General features: G+C 61.6%; 16 protein-coding genes. 3 read left to right on the top strand and 13 right to left on the bottom strand.

Features of this window, described 5'->3' with window-relative positions; translation table 11 throughout:
• Positions 1 to 232 precede the first annotated feature (232 nt).
• The 9 genes from panC to dksA form a co-directional block, all read right to left on the bottom strand.
• Positions 233 to 1,093: a pantoate--beta-alanine ligase gene (gene panC, locus N4Q37_RS24835; RefSeq protein ID WP_260962619.1), complete on the bottom strand. Its 861-nt coding sequence runs from the start codon at positions 1,091 to 1,093 to the stop codon at positions 233 to 235.
• Positions 1,090 to 1,890 (bottom strand): 3-methyl-2-oxobutanoate hydroxymethyltransferase, encoded by an 801-nt coding sequence (gene panB, locus N4Q37_RS24840; protein ID WP_260962621.1) that lies wholly within the window; start codon positions 1,888 to 1,890, stop codon positions 1,090 to 1,092. Before panB ends, panC begins: the two co-directional genes overlap by 4 nt.
• A 231-nt stretch (positions 1,891 to 2,121) precedes the next feature.
• Complete coding sequence (folK, locus tag N4Q37_RS24845; RefSeq protein ID WP_260962623.1) at positions 2,122 to 2,607, bottom strand: 2-amino-4-hydroxy-6-hydroxymethyldihydropteridine diphosphokinase; 486 nt, start codon at positions 2,605 to 2,607, stop codon at positions 2,122 to 2,124.
• A 3-nt stretch (positions 2,608 to 2,610) separates the two neighbouring features.
• Complete coding sequence (locus tag N4Q37_RS24850) at positions 2,611 to 4,005, bottom strand: polynucleotide adenylyltransferase PcnB (RefSeq protein ID WP_260962625.1); 1,395 nt, start codon at positions 4,003 to 4,005, stop codon at positions 2,611 to 2,613.
• 738 nt (positions 4,006 to 4,743) lie between these two features.
• Entirely contained in the window at positions 4,744 to 6,180 is a 1,437-nt protein-coding gene (locus N4Q37_RS24855) for a sigma-54-dependent transcriptional regulator (protein ID WP_260962627.1), read from the bottom strand.
• A 22-nt stretch (positions 6,181 to 6,202) separates the two neighbouring features.
• Positions 6,203 to 9,157, bottom strand: a complete 2,955-nt coding sequence (locus N4Q37_RS24860) for a sensor histidine kinase (protein WP_260962630.1) — start codon at positions 9,155 to 9,157, stop codon at positions 6,203 to 6,205.
• The gene (locus N4Q37_RS24865) at positions 9,141 to 9,317 is read right to left on the bottom strand and encodes a hypothetical protein (RefSeq protein WP_003176118.1); all 177 of its coding nucleotides are present in this window, start codon (positions 9,315 to 9,317) and stop codon (positions 9,141 to 9,143) included. Before N4Q37_RS24865 ends, N4Q37_RS24860 begins: the two co-directional genes overlap by 17 nt.
• 77 nt (positions 9,318 to 9,394) lie before the next feature.
• Complete coding sequence (gene gluQRS / locus N4Q37_RS24870; protein ID WP_260962633.1) at positions 9,395 to 10,282, bottom strand: tRNA glutamyl-Q(34) synthetase GluQRS; 888 nt, start codon at positions 10,280 to 10,282, stop codon at positions 9,395 to 9,397.
• 101 nt (positions 10,283 to 10,383) lie between these two features.
• Entirely contained in the window at positions 10,384 to 10,827 is a 444-nt protein-coding gene (gene dksA / locus N4Q37_RS24875; protein ID WP_260962635.1) for an RNA polymerase-binding protein DksA, read from the bottom strand.
• Between the two features lie 351 nt (positions 10,828 to 11,178).
• Here dksA and N4Q37_RS24880 point away from each other — a divergent pair, with 351 nt between their 5' ends.
• Positions 11,179 to 12,351, top strand: a complete 1,173-nt coding sequence (locus N4Q37_RS24880) for a pyridoxal phosphate-dependent aminotransferase (RefSeq protein ID WP_260962637.1) — start codon at positions 11,179 to 11,181, stop codon at positions 12,349 to 12,351.
• A complete protein-coding gene (sfsA, locus tag N4Q37_RS24885) occupies positions 12,351 to 13,118 on the top strand; it encodes a DNA/RNA nuclease SfsA (protein WP_260962639.1) in 768 nt (255 codons plus the stop codon). The genes N4Q37_RS24880 and sfsA overlap by 1 nt, the downstream gene beginning before the upstream one ends.
• On the opposite strand, the gene N4Q37_RS24890 is transcribed toward sfsA, so the two are convergent.
• Positions 13,074 to 13,391 carry a Rieske (2Fe-2S) protein gene (locus tag N4Q37_RS24890; protein ID WP_260962641.1) on the bottom strand — a complete coding sequence of 106 codons (318 nt, stop codon included), beginning with the start codon at positions 13,389 to 13,391 and terminating at the stop codon, positions 13,074 to 13,076. The two genes, sfsA and N4Q37_RS24890, sit on opposite strands and share 45 nt — an antisense overlap.
• Positions 13,392 to 13,597: 206 nt before the next feature.
• Here N4Q37_RS24890 and N4Q37_RS24895 point away from each other — a divergent pair, with 206 nt between their 5' ends.
• A complete protein-coding gene (locus N4Q37_RS24895; protein ID WP_260962642.1) occupies positions 13,598 to 14,446 on the top strand; it encodes a ChaN family lipoprotein in 849 nt (282 codons plus the stop codon).
• A gap of 222 nt (positions 14,447 to 14,668) precedes the next feature.
• Here N4Q37_RS24895 and N4Q37_RS24900 read toward each other — a convergent pair whose 3' ends face one another.
• The 3 genes from N4Q37_RS24900 to N4Q37_RS24910 all read right to left on the bottom strand — a co-directional run bounded on the left by N4Q37_RS24900 (position 14,669) and on the right by N4Q37_RS24910 (position 17,163).
• Positions 14,669 to 14,941 (bottom strand): TfoX/Sxy family protein, encoded by a 273-nt coding sequence (locus N4Q37_RS24900; RefSeq protein ID WP_053125275.1) that lies wholly within the window; start codon positions 14,939 to 14,941, stop codon positions 14,669 to 14,671.
• A gap of 233 nt (positions 14,942 to 15,174) precedes the next feature.
• Positions 15,175 to 15,516: a pentapeptide repeat-containing protein gene (locus N4Q37_RS24905; protein WP_260962646.1), complete on the bottom strand. Its 342-nt coding sequence runs from the start codon at positions 15,514 to 15,516 to the stop codon at positions 15,175 to 15,177.
• A gap of 90 nt (positions 15,517 to 15,606) precedes the next feature.
• Positions 15,607 to 17,163 (bottom strand): bifunctional aminoglycoside phosphotransferase/ATP-binding protein, encoded by a 1,557-nt coding sequence (locus N4Q37_RS24910; RefSeq protein ID WP_260962647.1) that lies wholly within the window; start codon positions 17,161 to 17,163, stop codon positions 15,607 to 15,609.
• Between the last annotated feature and the right edge of the window lie 103 nt (positions 17,164 to 17,266).

The raw sequence follows: 17,266 nt of genomic DNA on the forward strand, positions 1-17,266 counted from the left end.
CATGATCGCCGGACGCAGGGCGACTACAGTAAACCTCGCGCTGCGATCTGTCTTGGCTTTGTCAGACCGCTTGCCGGTACTTTTTTATACAAGGGGGTCGGAGCGGTCCGACAGATGGAGGTGCAATGAGGTGTTACCGCACATTCGATCACTGTGCGAGTCCTGTTGGCGCGGACCCTGAGGGAGCAAAGCGTTGCTTCCTCAGGGCATCCCCACAGGGGCCTTGCAGCGTTCAGGCAGGCGCGTCGAGGTCCAGGTGCAGGTTGTCGATCAGGCGCGTGGTGCCCAGGAACGCCGCTACCAGGATCACCAGGTCGCGATCTTCCGGCGTAGCGGGTCGCAGGGTCCTGGCATGGCGGATTTCCAGGTAGTCGGGACGCAGGCCCGCGGCCTCGAGTTGCTTGATCTGTTCGGCGATCAGGGCCGGGAAATCCCGCTGGCCCTGGCGGATCGCCTCGGCAATCTGGCTCAGGCCACGGTAGACCACCGGCGCGACGGCGCGCTGCTCGGGGCTGAGGAAGCCATTGCGCGACGACAGCGCCAGGCCATCTGCGGCGCGAACGGTGGGTTCGCCGATGATCTGGATCGGCATGTTCAGGTCGTGGACCAATGCGCGGATGACTGCCAGTTGCTGGAAGTCTTTCTGACCGAATACCGCCAGGTCAGGCTGGACCATGTTGAACAGTTTGCTGACGACTGTCGCCACGCCCTCGAAGTGCCCCGGACGGCTGGCGCCGCATAGGCCTTCGGACAATTGCGGGACGCTGACCCGGGTCTGCCCGGCCATGCCGTCGGGGTACATTTCTTCGACGCTCGGGGCGAACAGCAGGTGGCAACCGGCCTGGAGCAGCTTTTCCTGGTCCGCCGCCAAGGTGCGGGGGTATTTGTCCAGGTCTTCGCCGGCGCCGAATTGTAGCGGGTTGACGAAGATGCTCGTCACCACGAAGTCGGCCCGCTGTGCCGCTTTGGTCACCAAGGCCATGTGGCCGCTGTGCAGGTTGCCCATGGTCGGTACGAAGGCGATGCGCTTGCCTTCGCCCCGGGCACGGGCCACGGCGGCCCTCAGTTCGCGTACGGTCTTGACGGTGTTCATGCGGAAAATCCGTGTTCGGCGCCAGGAAAGGTCGCGGCCTTGACTTGCGCAACATAGGCACTCAAGGCGCCCTGGATGGACGTTTGCCCGCTCATGAAGTTCTTCACGAACTTGGGCGTGCGGCCGGTGATCGACAAGCCGAGCATGTCGTGCAGCACCAGCACCTGGCCGTCGGTGGCGTTGCCGGCGCCGATTCCGATCACCGGGATCTTCACCGCCTGGGTGATTTCCTCGGCCAGTTCGCTGGGCACGCATTCGAGCAGCAACATTGCCGCTCCCGCCTGCTCCAGCGAAATCGCATCGGCGCGCATCTGCCGCGCCTGGTTTTCATTGCGGCCCTGGACCTTGTAGCCACCGAGGACATTCACTGCCTGGGGAGTGAGCCCCAAGTGCGCACACACCGGAACACCACGCTCGGCCAGCAGCCGGATCGAGTCGGCCAGCCACAACGCCCCTTCGAGCTTCACCATGTGGGCGCCGGCCTGCATCAGCATCGCGCTGTTGATCATGGTCTGCTCAAGCGTGGCGTAGGCCATGAACGGCAGGTCGGCGAGGATCAGCGCATCGGTGTTACCGCGTTTGACGGCGGCGACATGGTAGGCCATTTCGGCGGTGGTCACCGGCAGCGTGCTGTCGTGACCTTGCAGCACCATGCCGAGGGAATCGCCCACCAACAGCACTTCGACACCGGCCTCGTTGCAGGCGTGGGCGAAGGTTGCGTCATAGCAGGTCAGCATGGCGATCTTTTCACCTTGTTGCTTGAGACCTTGCAGCGTGGTCAGGGTAATAGCTGGCATGAAAAAGTCCTCATTAGGCGCTCGACAACTGCGAGTAACGCGCATGATTCGTCACTTATACAGGCGCACCCTCTATGTGTGGTGCTTGTAAGGCCTGGATTGCGCCCTTCGGCGCCGCGTTGGCGGCAACGGGACGCCTATAGTCGTGAGGAGTATCCGGGAAGTCAATTGGATGTGTTACCGGTGGGTGTTACCGGGGTTACTGACGCGTTTCAGCTGGGAGAGGGGGCGTCAGTTGGAGGGTAGGCGTTCCAGGCCAACGAACGGGCACGCCGCAAGCAGGTCATCGAGCAAGCGTCCATCGGCCAGGCGCAGGTCGGTGGGGGCCAGTTCTGCCAGGGGATAGAGCACGAAAGCCCGGGCATGCATGTGGTAATGGGGCACCTTGAGACGGGGTTCGTCGATCAGGCGGTCGCCAAACAGCAGGATGTCCAGGTCCAGGGTACGCGGGCCCCAGCGTTCCAGGCGTTCGCGACCCTGGCCGGTTTCGATGGCCTGCAACGCATCAAGCAATTGCAGTGGCGCCAGGCGACTGTCCAGCGCCGCGACCGCATTGGTGTAGCGCGGTTGGCCGGGCAGCAGGGAGTCGCTCTGATAGAACGCCGACACGCCGGCCAGCTGTGTGTCGGGCAATTGCGCCAGCGCCTGGAGGGCGCTGCGCAGTTGTTCGGCGGGTTCGGCCAGGTTGCTGCCCATGCCGATGTAGATGCGTTCCATCGATTATTCGTCCGATGCGCTCGGCACGCCGCTACGCTTGCGCTTGGCACCACCGCTGCGACGGCGTTTGCGCGGACCGGTTCCGTCGTCCTTGCCACTGAGTTCGCGGATCATCTCGCGACGCTCACTGTCATTGGCGTCCTGGTAATCGGTCCACCATTCGCCGAGACCATCGGTCTGCTCGCCGGCACTTTCGCGCAGTAACAGGAAGTCGTAGCCGGCACGGAAGCGTGGGTTGTCCAGCAACAGGTCGGCGCGTTTGCCGCTGCGCCGTGGCAGGCGCTCCTGCATGTCCCAGATCTCGCGGATCGGCATCGTGAAGCGTTTCGGAATCGCGATGCGCTGGCACTGTTCGGCAATCAACTCGTGGGCGGCTTCCTGCATCGCCGGGATCGGCGGCATGCCACGGTCTTGCAGGCGCAGCACACGGGCGGGCAGGGCCGGCCAGAGCAGGGCGGCGAACAGGAACGCCGGCGTCACCGGTTTGTTCTGCTGGATGCGCAGGTCGGTGTTGACCAACGCTTCGCTGATCAGTGTGTGGGTGTAGGTCGGATTGTGCTCCAGGGCCTCGGTACTGGCCGGGAACAGCGGGTCGAACAGTTGCAGGTCCACCAGCATCTCGAAGGTGTCTGCCGCGTTGCCCGACAGGAACAGCTTGAGCACTTCCTCGAACAGGCGGGCCGATGGGATCTCGCGCAGCATCGGGGCCAGTTCGCGAATCGGCGCGGCACTGTGTTTTTCGATGCCGAAATCCAGTTTGGCGGCGAAGCGCACGGCCCGCAGCATCCGCACCGGGTCCTCCTGGTAGCGCTGGCGGGGATCGCCGATCAGGCGGATCAGGCGATTGCGAATGTCGTGCACACCATTGGCGTAGTCGAGGATGCGCTCGCTGACCGGATCGTAATACAGGGCGTTGATGGTGAAGTCGCGGCGTTGCGCGTCTTCTTCCAGCGTGCCGTAGACGTTGTCGCGCAGGATACGCCCGCTCTCGTTGCGCGAAGACTGGTTGCTGTCTTCGTCCTCTTCGTTTTGCGGGTGATTGGCGCGGAAGGTCGCCACTTCGATGATCTCGCGACCGAAGTGAATGTGGACCAGTTTGAAGCGTCGGCCAATGATCCGCGCGTTGCGAAATTCGGCGCGTATCTGCTCCGGCGTGGCGCTGGTGGCCACGTCGAAATCCTTGGGGGTGATGTTGAGCAGCATGTCGCGCACGCAGCCACCGACCAGGTAAGCCTGGTAACCGGCGTTCTGCAGGCGTTCGACGATGTTCACCGCATAACGGCTGAACTGGGCCTTTTGCAACGAATGCTGGCCACTGTTGAGCACTTCAGGCGTGCTGCGAATGTGTTGCGTACGACGCAAGGGAGAACGGAATGACTGGAACAGCTTCTTCAGCATGGGATGCACTGTTTGAAAAAATGTTCGGCCAAAACGAAGGATGACCGCATGATGGGCCGGGATTCTAGCATTTAGTCAGGGGATGGTGTAGGACACAGGAGTTTTGAGCTGCAAGCTTCAAGCGATAAGCGTTGTAGTTTGCAGGGGGAGGGCGGAATGACAGAAACCACAAGGGGAGCCGAAGCTCCCCCAGAATTCGTTACGCGCTCTGTTTTTATTATGGTTTTCGGGCTTCTTGTTTTTGTTGAGTGCCCGCGTCACGAGGTTTTCCCTTCGTGACCCTCCCAATCGGGAGCCAAGAGCAAACGGATTGCTTTGGTCGCTGTGTTGCGGTGATCGATCGATCCAACCAGTTCAGGCACCTGTCTTGAGACAGTTTTTATTGTTCTCGGCCTGGTTGTGGGGCAAGCCCCAAATGCAACGCCTCTCCAAAAGAATCAGTTAGCTACGCCTCTCGCCGTCTTGTTTTTATTGTGCGTGAGCCGATTCGTCTTGTTTTTATTGTCTTTTGCATTGCTTGTTATTGTTCTTGTACCAAAGCTATAGCAGGGTGCGTGCCAACTTTTGCGAGGCCCAGCGAAACCGGGGGTTCTAAGGTTATGCCGGTTTTTTCAGGGCAAAAAAAAGCCGAGGTTTCGTTACCGTAAACCCCGGCTTCTGTTACGTGAAAAAAGCTGAGGTAACAGTTTTTTCACATACTTGTGTATTCGAGCGTTCCCGCTGTGGGAAGCTCTAGCTTCAGCTTTCGCTGGCGACCCCGGTCTTGCGACGCGGAATACCCAGGCGCTGCCGGCGTTCCCACAGGCACTTGCGGCTGACGCCCAGCTTGCGGGCCAGCTCGGTCTCGGTCATGTGGTCCTGGTGTTCCAGGACGAAATGCTGGAAGTAGTCTTCCAGGGACAGGTCTTCGGTGGGCTCGTGGCTGGTGTTGTTGGCTGCGCCGCCCGGTTGAGGGGCCAGGCTGACGAACTCTTCGTCGTCCAGATCGCTCAGTTCGATGTCGATACCCAGCAGGTCGGCGGAAATTTCCGGGCTTTCACATAGGATGACCGCGCGCTCGACTGCATTTTCCAGCTCCCGGACGTTACCGGGCCAGGCATAGTGACGAATGGCCTGCTCGGCGTCCGGGGCGAACTTCAGATCGGTGCGGTTGATCCGGGCGCTCTGGCGGGCCAGGAAGGCGTTGGCGATTTCATTGACGTCCGCGCCACGTTCGCGCAGGGCCGGCAGTTTCAGGGCGATCACGTGCAGGCGGTAGTACAAGTCTTCACGGAACTGGCCGATTTTCGCCAGGCTCTTGAGGTCCCGGTGGGTGGCCGCGATCAGGCGGACATCGACTTTCTGCGACTGCACCGAGCCGACCCGACGGATTTCGCCTTCTTGCAGCACCCGCAGCAAGCGGGCCTGGGCTTCGAGCGGCAGCTCGCCGATTTCATCAAGGAACAATGTGCCGCCGTCCGCGGCTTCAACCAATCCGGCGCGCCCGGCGCTGGCACCGGTGAACGCGCCTTTTTCGTGACCGAACAGCTCGGACTCGATCAGGCTTTCGGGAATCGCCGCGCAGTTCACCGAGATCATTGGCGCCTTGGCCCGGCGCGAGAGGTTATGCAGTGCGCGGGCTACCAGCTCCTTGCCGGTCCCGGATTCGCCCTGGATCAGCACGTTGGAGTCGGTCGGCGCCACTTTGCGGATCTTGCCGTACAGGTCCTGCATGGGTGGGCAGGAGCCGATGATGCCGATTTCGCCGTTGTTATTGGCGCTCGCGCCGGTTTTTGCCGAGGCGGAAGTCTTTCCGGCAGGCTCCGATGGGCTGCTGGTCGCCGCTTGTCGATCACGCAGGATGCGGGCTACGGCCTGGAGCATCTCGTCATGGTCGAATGGCTTGGCGATGTAGTCCACCGCGCCCATCTTCATGGAGTCGACCGCCGAGCGCAGGCTGGCGTAGCTGGTCATGATCAGCACCGGCGTGCCCTGGCCGAGCTTGATCAGCTCGGTGCCCGGGGCACCTGGCAGGCGCAGGTCGCTGACGATCAGGTCAAATGTCGGGATGCTGAAACGTTCTTGTGCTTCCTGCACGGAACCGGCTTCGCTGACCTGGTACTGGTTGCGTTCCAGCAGGCGGCGCAAGGCGGAGCGGATAATGGTTTCGTCTTCGACGATCAGAATGTGCGGCATTGTTTCAATTCTCTCGACGGTCTCAGTTCACAGCGGACGTCGCTTCGACATGACGCGGCAAGGTTACCCGGATACGGGTGCCGCGCTGGCTTTGAACATCAGCCGGGCTGTCGATGGTGATTTGTCCATAATGCTCTTCAACGATGGAATAGACCAGTGCGAGGCCCAGACCGGTGCCTTCGCCAGGATCCTTGGTGGTAAAGAAGGGTTCGAACAATCGGTCCATGATGCTCTGTGGGATGCCACTGCCTTCGTCTTCGACGATCAGGTCGATCGTGTGTTCGTTGGCTTCGCTCCTGACGCGTACCGCGCTGCCCGCCGGCGAGGCGTCGCGGGCGTTGGACAGCAGGTTGATCAACACCTGGGCGAGTCGTTGGGGGTCGCCGTCGACCCAGTGATCCGGATCGCACAGGTTGAAAAACTGCACTTCGAAGTTGCGTCGGTTAAGGGCCAGCAGGCCAATGGCGTCCTGGGCCACTTCGGCCAGGCAGACCGGTTCGTCGTTATGTTGGTGGCTGCCGGCATGGGCGAAGCTCATCAGCGACTGGACAATGCGCGACACGCGTTTGGTCTGCTCGAGGATCTGGCTGCTGATTTCTGTCAGTTCGCCATCGTCTTCGCGTTCTTCGCGCAGGTTCTGGGCCAGGCAGGCGATGCCGGTGATCGGGTTGCCGATTTCGTGGGCCACCCCGGCGGCCAGCCGACCGATGCTCGCCAGTCGTTCGGAGTGAACCAGTTTGTCTTCGAGCATCTGGGTTTCGGTCAAGTCTTCCACCAGCAGCACCAGGCCACTGTTACCCGGCGCCAGCGGTTCGTCGATGGCGGCCTTGTGCAGGTTCAACCAGCGCGTCTGCCCGTCGAGGGCCAGGTGCTGCTTGTGCAAGTGCTCGTCGGGAAGGTCGATGAAGCCTTGCAGCAGGCCTCTCCACGGCTCACCCAAGGTGCTCAGGCGTGAGCCGACCACCCGTTGCGCGGCGATTCCGGTGAGCTCTTCCATCGCCTTGTTCCACATAAGGATTTCCTGGTCCTTGGCCAGGGAGCAGACGCCCATCGGCAATTCCTGCAGGGTCTGGCGATGGTAGCGGCGCAGGGCGTCCAGCTCGGCGGCCAGGCCGGTGAGGCGCGAGTGATAGTCCTCGAGGCGGCTTTCGATGAAGTGGATGTCTTCGGTGACATAGTTCTCGCCACCGGCCTTGTAGGGCAGGAAGGTTTCGACCATGTCCTGGGCCACGCTGGGGCCCATCAGGCCGGACAGGTTGGCTTCGATCCGGTCACGCAGGCGGCGCAAGGCATAGGGCCGGCGTTCGTCGAAGGGCAGGTAAAGGTCGCGCAGGGCCTGTTCGACTTCCTTTTGCGCAGCCTTGGCACCCAGGGGTTTGGCCAGTTGCGTGGCAAATTCCTGCGGCGAAGCCGCATGCAATTCCCGGCGCTGTGGACGGCGAACGTTATCCACCGCACAGGCTTCGGCAGCACTGGCTTCTTCACTGCTGGCGTTGGTGAACAGCGAGATCAGGGTGAACATCAGCACGTTCGCCGCCAGTGAGGCGATGGCTGCCATGTGCCAACTGGTGTCGTCGAGCACATAAATCATGTTCAGCAATGGAATGTAGAAGCCCTGCAGGTTGCCCAGCAGCGGCAGCAGCATGGCCACCAGCCACACCAGGATGCCCGCCAGGAGCCCGGCAATGAAACCGCGGCGGTTGGCGGTCGGCCAGTACAGCACCGACAACACGCCCGGCAAGAATTGCAACGTGGCGACGAAGGCGACGATGCCCAGGTTCGCCAGATCCTGCCCGTCGCCCAGCATCAGGTAGAAACCGTAGCCAGCCATGATGATCGCCACGATCAGCGCGCGGCGGGTCCATTTCAGCCAGCGGTAGATGTTGCCTTCGGCCGGTGGCTGGTAGAGCGGCAGCACCAGATGGTTCAGGGCCATCCCCGACAGGGCCAGGGTGGTGACGATGATCAGGCCGCTGGCCGCCGACAGGCCGCCGATGTAGGCCATCAGGGCCAGGGCTTCGCTACGGGCTGCGATGCCGATACCGAGGGTGAAGTATTCCGGATTGGTGCTGGCCCCCAGTTTCAACCCGGCCCAGAGGATCAGCGGCACCGCCAGGCTCATCAGCAGCAGGAACAGCGGTAGGCCCCAACTCGCGCTGACCAGCGAGCGTGGGTTGAGGTTTTCGGTGAAGGCCATGTGATACATGTGCGGCATCACGATCGCCGAAGCGAAGAACACCAGCAACAGCGTGCGCCACGGGCCTTCCTGCAAGGGCGTGTGCAGGGCGGCGAGGGCGGTCTGGTTTTGCAGCAGCCACAACTCGAGCTGTTGCGGGCCGCCGAACACACCGTACAAGGCATAGAGGCCGACGCCGCCAATGGCGATCAGTTTGATCACCGATTCGAACGCGATGGCGAACACCAGGCCTTCGTGCTTTTCCCGGGTGGCGATGTGCCGGGAACCGAAGAAAATCGTGAACAGGATGATCAGCGCGCAGAAGCTCAGCGCTACCCGGTGTTGCACCGGTTCATGGGTCAGGATGCTGATGGAGTCGGCCACGGCCTGGACTTGCAATGCCAGCAGCGGCAACACGCCCACGAGCATGAAGATCGTGGTCAGCGCGCCGGCCCAGGTGCTGCGGAACCGAAAGGCGAACAAGTCGGCCAGCGACGACAGTTGATAGGTGCGGGTGATCTTCAAAATCGGGTAAAGCAGCACCGGTGCCAACAGGAACGCGCCCGACACGCCCAGGTAACTGGACAGGAAGCCATAGCCGTACTGATAGGCCAGCCCGACCGTGCCATAGAATGCCCAAGCGCTGGCATAGACGCCCAGGGACAAGGTGTAGGTCAGCGGGTGGCGGATGATCGCCCGGGGGATCATGCCTCGTTCGCTGATCCAGGCCACGCTGAACAGCACTGCCAGATAGGCTGCACTGATCAGGATCATCTGGGTCAGGCTAAAGCTCATCGGCATCTTTTTGGCTCTGCAGTATAAAGGTCACGACAATCAGGATCAGCCACAGCAGATACGGCCGATACCAGGCACCCGTGGCGTCGATCCACCAATCCATGATGGCTGGGGAGAACAGATAGATCCCCACTACCAGGAGTAGGACCAAGCGATAGATGTACATCCCGGCCTCTCTTTTCTAAGTGCGTGCCCGAAAACGTGCGGCGATGGTAACGGATGGATGCCAAGCTGCAAGGGGCGTCAACGTATTTGCGCTTCGGGCAACGTCAGTGTGCGCGGAATCTTGCCGGCATCCCAGTGGCGAATGCCCCAGGCCAGCAGTTCCCGTGGGCTGGCGTCGACCAGTTCGAGGCCCGGTTGCTGGCCCAGCGCACGTAACGCCCGTAACAGCAACGGCGTGGCCTGATGGGCCGCCAGTGGCGGTGAGCGGTAGGATTTGCCGAGCTTGTGGCCATCCGGTTGGGTGATCAACGGCACATGCAGGTAGCGCGGTTGCGACAACCCGAGCAGTTCTTGCAGGTAAAGCTGGCGCGGCGTGGAGTCGAGTAGATCAGCGCCGCGCACGACGTCCGTCACCCCCTGCCAGGCGTCGTCCAGCACCACCGCCAGTTGGTAGGCATGGAGCCCGTCGCGGCGACGGATCACGAAGTCGCCGACTTCGCGGCCCAGGTGTTGGCGGAATTCGCCTTGCACCCGGTCGATGAAGTGGTATTCGAGCTCCGGGACGCGCAGGCGAATGGCCGCATCCTCAGGGCCATGTCCGGCATTACGGCACAACCCCGGATAAATACCCTGGTACGGCTCCAGTTGTTTACGCGAACAGGTGCAGGCGTAGGCCAGGCCTCGGCTGAACAAACGATCGATGACTTGATCGTAGGCCTCGTGCCGCTCGCTCTGGCGGACCATCTCCCCATCCCATTCGAAGCCATAGCTTTCCAGCGCTTTGAGAATCGCCGCTTGCGCACCAGGCTCTTCTCGTGGCGGGTCGAGATCCTCCATGCGCAAAAGCCAGCGTCCACCCACGGCCCGGGCATCGAGGTAAGACGCCAGCGCGGCGACCAGCGAACCGAAGTGCAGGTGGCCGCTGGGGGTGGGGGCGAAGCGGCCAATGTAGGGGGAGGCAGTCATAGGGCAGAGGTTACCGGATCCGGGCGGTAGGCTTGGATAAAGTGCCGGAAACAAAAAACGGAGCGTGTGAACGCTCCGTTTTTCGATGACAGCGTCGGCGGTTACTTGCCGACCTGTTTTTCCTTGATTTCCGCCAGGGTCTTGCAGTCGATGCACAGGTCGGCGGTTGGACGGGCTTCCAGGCGGCGGATGCCGATCTCGATGCCGCAGGACTCACACCAACCGTATTCTTCGTCTTCGATCAGTTGCAGGGTCTTGTCGATTTTCTTGATGAGCTTGCGTTCGCGGTCACGGGCGCGCAGTTCGAGGCTGAATTCTTCTTCCTGGCTGGCACGGTCGGCCGGGTCGGGGAAGTTGGCCGCTTCGTCTTTCATGTGGTCCACGGTGCGGTCGACTTCCTGCATCAAGTCCTGTTTCCACTTGTTCAGGATCTTGGTGAAGTGCGCGCGCATGGGAACGCCCATGTACTCTTCGCCCTCTGCCGGGACATAAGGCTCGAACCCGCTGAGCGACTGGTTTGGGTGTTGCTTTGCTTGGGTGGGCATGAATGGACCGCCTCTACTCTTGTAATCCACTACGCAGGATTGCTCCATCACCGACACCTGCCGGCCCTGCGGCTGCAAGCGGGCGAACTTACCAGATCGAATCGGGCCGCGCTACTCCCGGTTGTCGAGCCTGCGGTGGCCGGGGCTTGCAAGGCGTGGTCGGGTTCGGGGCGTTGGGAATATCCACCCTGCTCAATGCTTGATTCTAGCCAAGACTGGATCAATCGCCGCAGCATTTCCAACGATCCAAGGGATCGGACAACTTCAGTCTCGTGCTCGTTCCCGCACCTGGCTTCTGACTTGAGCAGAGAGTTGGGTAGAATCAGTTCTTTTTCATGTGAAGGAAGGCCAATGGCCCAGTCCTACAGTGCACGCAGCCGCGCCATCGAACCGTTCCATGTCATGGCGCTGCTGGCCCGCGCCAACGAATTGCAGGCCGCCGGGCATGATGTGATTCACCTGGAGATCGGCGAGCCGGACTTCACCACTGCCGAACCGATCATCCGCGCCGGCCAGGCGGCGCTGGCGACGGGCAAGACCCGTTACACCGCAGCGCGGGGCATTCCCGAGCTGCGCGAAGCCATTGCCGGTTTCTATGAACAGCGCCATGGGGTGAGCATCGATCCCCGGCGTATCTTGATCACCCCGGGCGGCTCCGGTGCATTGCTGCTGGCCAGTGCCTTGCTGGTGGACCCAGGCAAGCATTGGCTGCTGGCCGACCCTGGTTATCCGTGCAACCGCCATTTCCTGCGGTTGGTGGAAGGTGCGGCGCAGTTGGTGCCGGTGGGACCGGAGGTGCGTTACCAACTGACGCCCGACTTGGTGAACCGTTACTGGGACCAGGACAGTGTCGGTGCCTTGGTGGCATCGCCGGCCAACCCGACCGGGACGATTCTCTCCCGCGATGAGCTGGCCGGGTTGTCCAAGGCCGTCAAGAGCCGCCACGGCCATCTGGTGGTGGACGAGATCTATCACGGCCTGACTTACGGTACCGACGCCGCCAGCGTGCTGGAGGTGGACGACGACGCGTTTGTCCTCAATAGTTTTTCCAAGTATTTCGGCATGACCGGTTGGCGGCTTGGCTGGCTGGTGGCGCCGTCGGCCGCCGTTGGCGAGTTGGAAAAGCTTGCGCAGAACCTCTACATCAGTGCGCCGAGCATGGCCCAGTATGCGGCGCTGGCTTGTTTCGAGCCGGCCACCGTCGAGATCTTCGAGCAACGTCGCGCCGAATTCGCGCTGCGTCGCGATTATCTGCTGCCGGCCCTGAGGGCGCTGGGTTTCGGTATCGCGGTCGAGCCACAAGGGGCGTTTTACCTTTACGCCGATATCAGTGCGTTCGGCGGTGACGCCTATGGGTTCTGCCAGCACTTCCTGGAAACCGAGCACGTGGCCTTCACGCCGGGTTTGGATTTTGGTCGTCACCAGGCCGGTCACCATGTGCGCTTCGCCTACACCCAGAGCTTGCCGCGGTTGCAGGAAGCGGTAGAGCGGATCGAGCGCGGGCTGCGGAGCTGGCAAGGCTGATGCGTTTCGATCCCGTTTTGGAAGAAGGTCGGTTGATTCGCCGTTATAAGCGTTTTCTCGCCGATATCGAGACTGTTCGCGGCGAATTGCTGACGATTCACTGTCCGAACACCGGTTCGATGCTCAATTGCATGGCCGAAGGCGCGCGGGTCTGGTTCAGTCGCTCCAACGACCCCAAGCGCAAGCTGCCCGGCACTTGGGAAATAGGCGAAACCCCGCAAGGCCGGCTGGCCTGCATCAATACGGCACGGGCCAATGCGTTGGTCGAGGAAGCCCTGCGCGCCGGCATTATCAGCGAGTTGAACGGCTTTACCGGGCTGAAGCGTGAAGTGGCCTATGGGCAGGAAAACAGCCGAATCGATTTTCGGCTGGATTATCCACAGGAGCACGCACGTGGCACGGCCTGGGTCGAAGTCAAGAGTGTCACCTTGGGTTTCGAGGGCACGGCGGTGGCGGCATTTCCCGACGCCGTGACCCAGCGCGGCGCGAAACACCTGCGGGAGCTTGCGTGCCTGGCCCGAGAGGGTGTGCGGGCGGTGCAATTGTATTGTGTGAATTTGAGCGGTATCGATGCCGTGCGCCCGGCCGAGGAGATCGATCCGCTCTACGCGGCTGCGTTGCGCGACGCGGTGGCGGCGGGGGTGGAAGTGCTGGCCTACGGGGTCACGTTGACGCCTACGCAGATCCGGGTCGACCGTCCGTTGCCGGTGCTGCTTGAGCCGCTACAGCGCAACCCAGATGCCTTGCTCGTCCTCCCGGCTGTCTAACGGGGCCAAGAACTGGCCGGCGCAGGGGCCGGCGACGCATTCGCCACTTTCGATCAGGAACAGTGCGCCGTGGGTGGCGCATTGGATCAGGCTGGCGCTGGCGTCGAGGAACTGGTCGGGGTGCCATTCCAGCGGCACGCCGCGGTGCGGGCAGCGGTTCCGATAGATATAGACCTGGTCTGCGCGGCGCACGGCCAGTAACTTGTTTCCATCAATGTCGAAGCTGCGACTGTGGTTGTCAGGCAATTGGGCGGCGGTGCAAAGAAACTTCATGGGGCTCTCTTCTGTGGAGTGTTGCCCACGGTTCGATGGGGGCGTGCTCGGGGCCAGTAAAAATGTAGGGCAACATCCCTGGCAGGTCGTTGAGGATACCTGGCTTGCCAGGCCCATGCCTGGCCTGTGGATAACTTTCATCGAACCTGCGCTGCCGCAGGCATCAATGGAGGCTCGCCCGTCGAGGGCGTCTTGAGGAAGTGGACATGCGCCTGATCCTGATTCTGGTACTGAGTGTACTGACCGCTTGCCAGAGCGTCGTGCAGCCTCCGCTCGGCGGGCGGATTCGTGATTTGCACAACGGCGGGGCCGTGACGCCTCGAGAACTGGTCGACCGCCTGGCGAAAGCGCCCCGGGTGGTGGTGGGTGAGCAACACGACAATCTAGATCATCACGCGCTGCAGCTGTGGCTGCTCCAGGCTATGGCCGGGCAACGGGTTCAAGGCAGCCTGTTGCTGGAGATGTTGACTCCCTCGCAACAGCCACGGGTGGATGCACTCCGCCGATCAACCGCACTGCCGAAGGATTTGCCCGCTGCGCTGGACTGGTCGCCGGGCTGGGACTGGCGCCTGTACGGGCCCGTCGTCGAATTTGCCCTGGTGCAACCTTATCCGTTGCTGGCGGCCAATCTGGATACCGTCGAGGTCCGGCGCTTCTATCGACAGGCGCCGGGCTTGACTGGCGCTCGCTCCAGCGCGCCGGCGGTGCGCGATGAGTTAATGGGGCAGATTCGAGAGTCCCATTGCGGGTTGCTGCCGGAGTCGCAAATGCCGGCAATGCTGGGGGTCCAGCAACAGCGCGACCGGCGCATGGCCGAACGCCTGTTGAACGCTCCGACCCCGGCGTGGTTGTTCGCCGGGGCATGGCATGGACGAAAGGACGTTGGCGTGCCGCTGCATATCTTGGACCTGGGGGCCCGCGAGGAAGCGGTCGTGCTGATGTTGGCCGAGGAGGGGAGCGAGGTGACGTCGGCCATGGCGGACTACGTGTGGTACACCCCGGCCACGCCGCCACAGGATTACTGCGCGCAAATGCGTGAACAAGTCGGGAAGTGATGTGCTGCGGATAAAAAAAGACCCGGCAAAAGCCGGGTCAAATAACCGTGATTAGCCTGATGAGGAGATATTTGAGCGTCCGAACCAAGGCTGTTCAAATATCGACCAGTCTCGCGACTGGATGTGGTAATCATAGCGATTCTCATTAGCAAGTCAAACATTGTTTTTTCGATGCCCTGGAAATTGCCTTCGGGCCGCAGTGTGCAGCACAAGCGACGGGCGTCAGGCCTTGTGGCGTGTCGAAAGGGCGTCCAGTTGTTTGTTCAGTGCTTCCTTGCGTTCGGCGGGAATGTCGTTCCAGTGCACGTCCATCAGGGCGCCTTCGATGGCATACAGCAATACCTTGGAGGCGCGGAAGCCGCGAGTGCGCACGGCCCGATAGGCGTCTACCGCGCCAAGTCGACGCAGGTCCGAAGCGCTGTGGATACCCACGGCATGCAGCCACTGGGCTGATGTCTTGCCCAGATTCTTCAGGTGTTGCAGTTCATCGTTCATCGAGCCTCCTTGCGACGGCCGACTGGTGCAATGGGCAAGTTTTCTGAGGAGTGTAGCGGTCAGTAGGAAAAGCGTGATTCTTTGATGGGATATGACGCAAAAGCTTCTAAGGCAATACGCACGATGAGGTGCAAAAGAGGTGCGATGTTCGTCATCCGGCGCAAGCGGGGGCGCTGGAGATCAGTTCGGCCTGGGACCGGTTCGCACTTGCTGGCCGGCCCGGTTCACAAGATTCAGCGGGTGCGATAGCGCAGGCGGGTGCCGAAGTTCATCGACATCAGGATCTCGTCCGCAGACAGCTCGGGAGGGAAGTAGGCGCCCGAGATTTGCGCATGGGCCAGGCTCGCGCCTTCCAGTGAAGCTTTGCGGAAATCCACGCCACGCAAATCGGCGGAGCGGAAGTAGGCGTCGGTGAAGTCGATGTCGTCCGCGTTCAGTTCCCGCAGATCGAGTCCGCGAAAATCACCGCCACGCATGTCGACCGGGCCTTGAGGGCGTTCGCTGTTGAAACCCGCGATATCGTCTTTGCGCAGCAAGGTATAAAGCGGGGTATTGAGAAGTTTGGGAAGGCTCATGTCATAGCACCTGTTGGTTTTATGACGCCAGTATAGTGCCACCACTTGGCGACCGTGAAGCCGGTGATGGCTTCACGGCCGAAATAGTTTCTACAGACCTGGCAAGCGCTGGCGAATCTGCGCGACGACGACGTCGAGCGTGCCGCTTTCGTTGGTCTGCACCCGCTTGCTGCAGAGGATTTCCGCCGGGGTGAGGGGCTCGCGGCTGGCTTGTTGCGCCGCGATGACCGCCAGGGTCGCATCGGAAGGGTCATTCTGGTCGGCCCGGCGCTGCGCCAGCCAGCTTTCGATGACCGCTTGCGGTGCGTTGCAGTCGAGGATCAGGAACGGGGTGCCTGTGGCTTCGGCGACTTTCGCCGCCGCATCACGCTGCTCCTGCTTGAGGTAGGTGGCATCGATCACCACCGGGAACCCGGCGCGCAGGATGCCATCGGCGATTTCATGCAGGCGCGCGTAGGTTACCCTGCTGGCATCGTTGCTATAAATGCCGGCCTGTGGATCGTTGGGGACTTGTTGCTCGCCGAACAGGCGCTTGCGTTCAACATCGGAGCGCAGGCGAATGGCGCCCAGTGCTTCTACGAGGCGCATTGCCACGTGGCTTTTGCCAACGGCCGAAACGCCGTGGGTAATGGCCAGGAAGGGCGAAGGAATGGTGCTGTAGCTTTCGGCCAGGTTGGCGTAGTTGCGGTATTGGCGCAGGGTGGTGGCGCGCTGCACCGGGTCGGCCTCGGCGGGCATGCTGAACAGCGCGACCTTGGCGCGGACCAGGGCACGGTAGGCCTTGTAGAAGTTCAGCAGTTCCAGGCCCTGGTAGTCGCCGGTCAGTTCCAGGTACTGGCTGACGAAACGCCGCGCCAGCGACTTGAGGCCACGGTCTTCCAAGTCCATCGCCAGGAAAGCGGTATCGGCGTAGACGTCGGTGAAGCGGAAGGGCTCGTTGAACTCGATGCAGTCGAAAATCACCACCTTGCCATCGATCACGGTGGCATTGCCCAAATGGATGTCGCCGTGACATTCACGAATGAAACCGTCAGCCTTGCGTTGGGCGAGCAGCGGCTTGAGGCGTTCGAAGCTGCTTTCGGCCCAGGCTTGCAGGGCTTCGAGTTGCAACAGGTCGGCCTTGTCATTGAGGAAGGGGCGAATCTGTTCGAAGTTTTGCAGCACCGGTGCCATCACGCTGTGCGGGGTGCCGGCGTCATTTTCGGCGGGCACTTTGGGCGTGGAGAGGTGGAACCGGGCGATTTGTCCGGCCATTTCATCGATGTGCGCGGTGGTCAGTTCGCCGTTGGCTTGCAGCGTGCTGAGCAACTGGCTCTGGGGGAACTGGCGCATTTTCAGCGCGTATTCGATGGCCGGGCCTTCGCCACCCAGTTGTGGCGCTTCGGTGCTGCCGGTGATCGGCAGGACTTCCAGGTACAGGTCCTGGGTCAGGCGCTGGTTAAGGCGCAACTCTTCGCCACAAAAATGTTTGCGCGCCTCGAGGCTGGTGAAGTCGAGGAAGCCGAAGTTGACTGGCTTCTTGAATTTGTAGACGTAAGGTCCGGTGAGCAATACCCAGGAAATATGGGTTTCGATGACCTGGAACCCTTCAACGGGATGTGGGTAGAGGGCAGGATTTTGCAGGGCAGCGATCAGGGATTGGCTCACGGGCGATCCTTCAGAGTCTGGGAAAATTCGAGGCCGTCATTATGGCGGCAAGCGGCGCTAACGCAAACCGCATGGCCTCATGTTGAACCGCCGCAAAGTGCGT

The organism is Pseudomonas citri (assembly GCF_025336485.1).
In the GTDB taxonomy this organism is placed as follows: domain Bacteria; phylum Pseudomonadota; class Gammaproteobacteria; order Pseudomonadales; family Pseudomonadaceae; genus Aquipseudomonas; species Aquipseudomonas citri.

Coding starts and splice junctions, on each gene's coding strand:
- panC (WP_260962619.1), bottom strand. CDS start 1,093: ATGAACACCGTCAAGACCGTACGCGAACTGAGGGCCGCCGTGGCCCGT.
- panB (WP_260962621.1), bottom strand. CDS start 1,890: ATGCCAGCTATTACCCTGACCACGCTGCAAGGTCTCAAGCAACAAGGT.
- folK (WP_260962623.1), bottom strand. CDS start 2,607: ATGGAACGCATCTACATCGGCATGGGCAGCAACCTGGCCGAACCCGCC.
- N4Q37_RS24850 (WP_260962625.1), bottom strand. CDS start 4,005: ATGCTGAAGAAGCTGTTCCAGTCATTCCGTTCTCCCTTGCGTCGTACG.
- N4Q37_RS24855 (WP_260962627.1), bottom strand. CDS start 6,180: ATGCCGCACATTCTGATCGTCGAAGACGAAACCATTATCCGCTCCGCC.
- N4Q37_RS24860 (WP_260962630.1), bottom strand. CDS start 9,157: ATGCCGATGAGCTTTAGCCTGACCCAGATGATCCTGATCAGTGCAGCC.
- N4Q37_RS24865 (WP_003176118.1), bottom strand. CDS start 9,317: ATGTACATCTATCGCTTGGTCCTACTCCTGGTAGTGGGGATCTATCTG.
- gluQRS (WP_260962633.1), bottom strand. CDS start 10,282: ATGACTGCCTCCCCCTACATTGGCCGCTTCGCCCCCACCCCCAGCGGC.
- dksA (WP_260962635.1), bottom strand. CDS start 10,827: ATGCCCACCCAAGCAAAGCAACACCCAAACCAGTCGCTCAGCGGGTTC.
- N4Q37_RS24880 (WP_260962637.1), top strand. CDS start 11,179: ATGGCCCAGTCCTACAGTGCACGCAGCCGCGCCATCGAACCGTTCCAT.
- sfsA (WP_260962639.1), top strand. CDS start 12,351: ATGCGTTTCGATCCCGTTTTGGAAGAAGGTCGGTTGATTCGCCGTTAT.
- N4Q37_RS24890 (WP_260962641.1), bottom strand. CDS start 13,391: ATGAAGTTTCTTTGCACCGCCGCCCAATTGCCTGACAACCACAGTCGC.
- N4Q37_RS24895 (WP_260962642.1), top strand. CDS start 13,598: ATGCGCCTGATCCTGATTCTGGTACTGAGTGTACTGACCGCTTGCCAG.
- N4Q37_RS24900 (WP_053125275.1), bottom strand. CDS start 14,941: ATGAACGATGAACTGCAACACCTGAAGAATCTGGGCAAGACATCAGCC.
- N4Q37_RS24905 (WP_260962646.1), bottom strand. CDS start 15,516: ATGAGCCTTCCCAAACTTCTCAATACCCCGCTTTATACCTTGCTGCGC.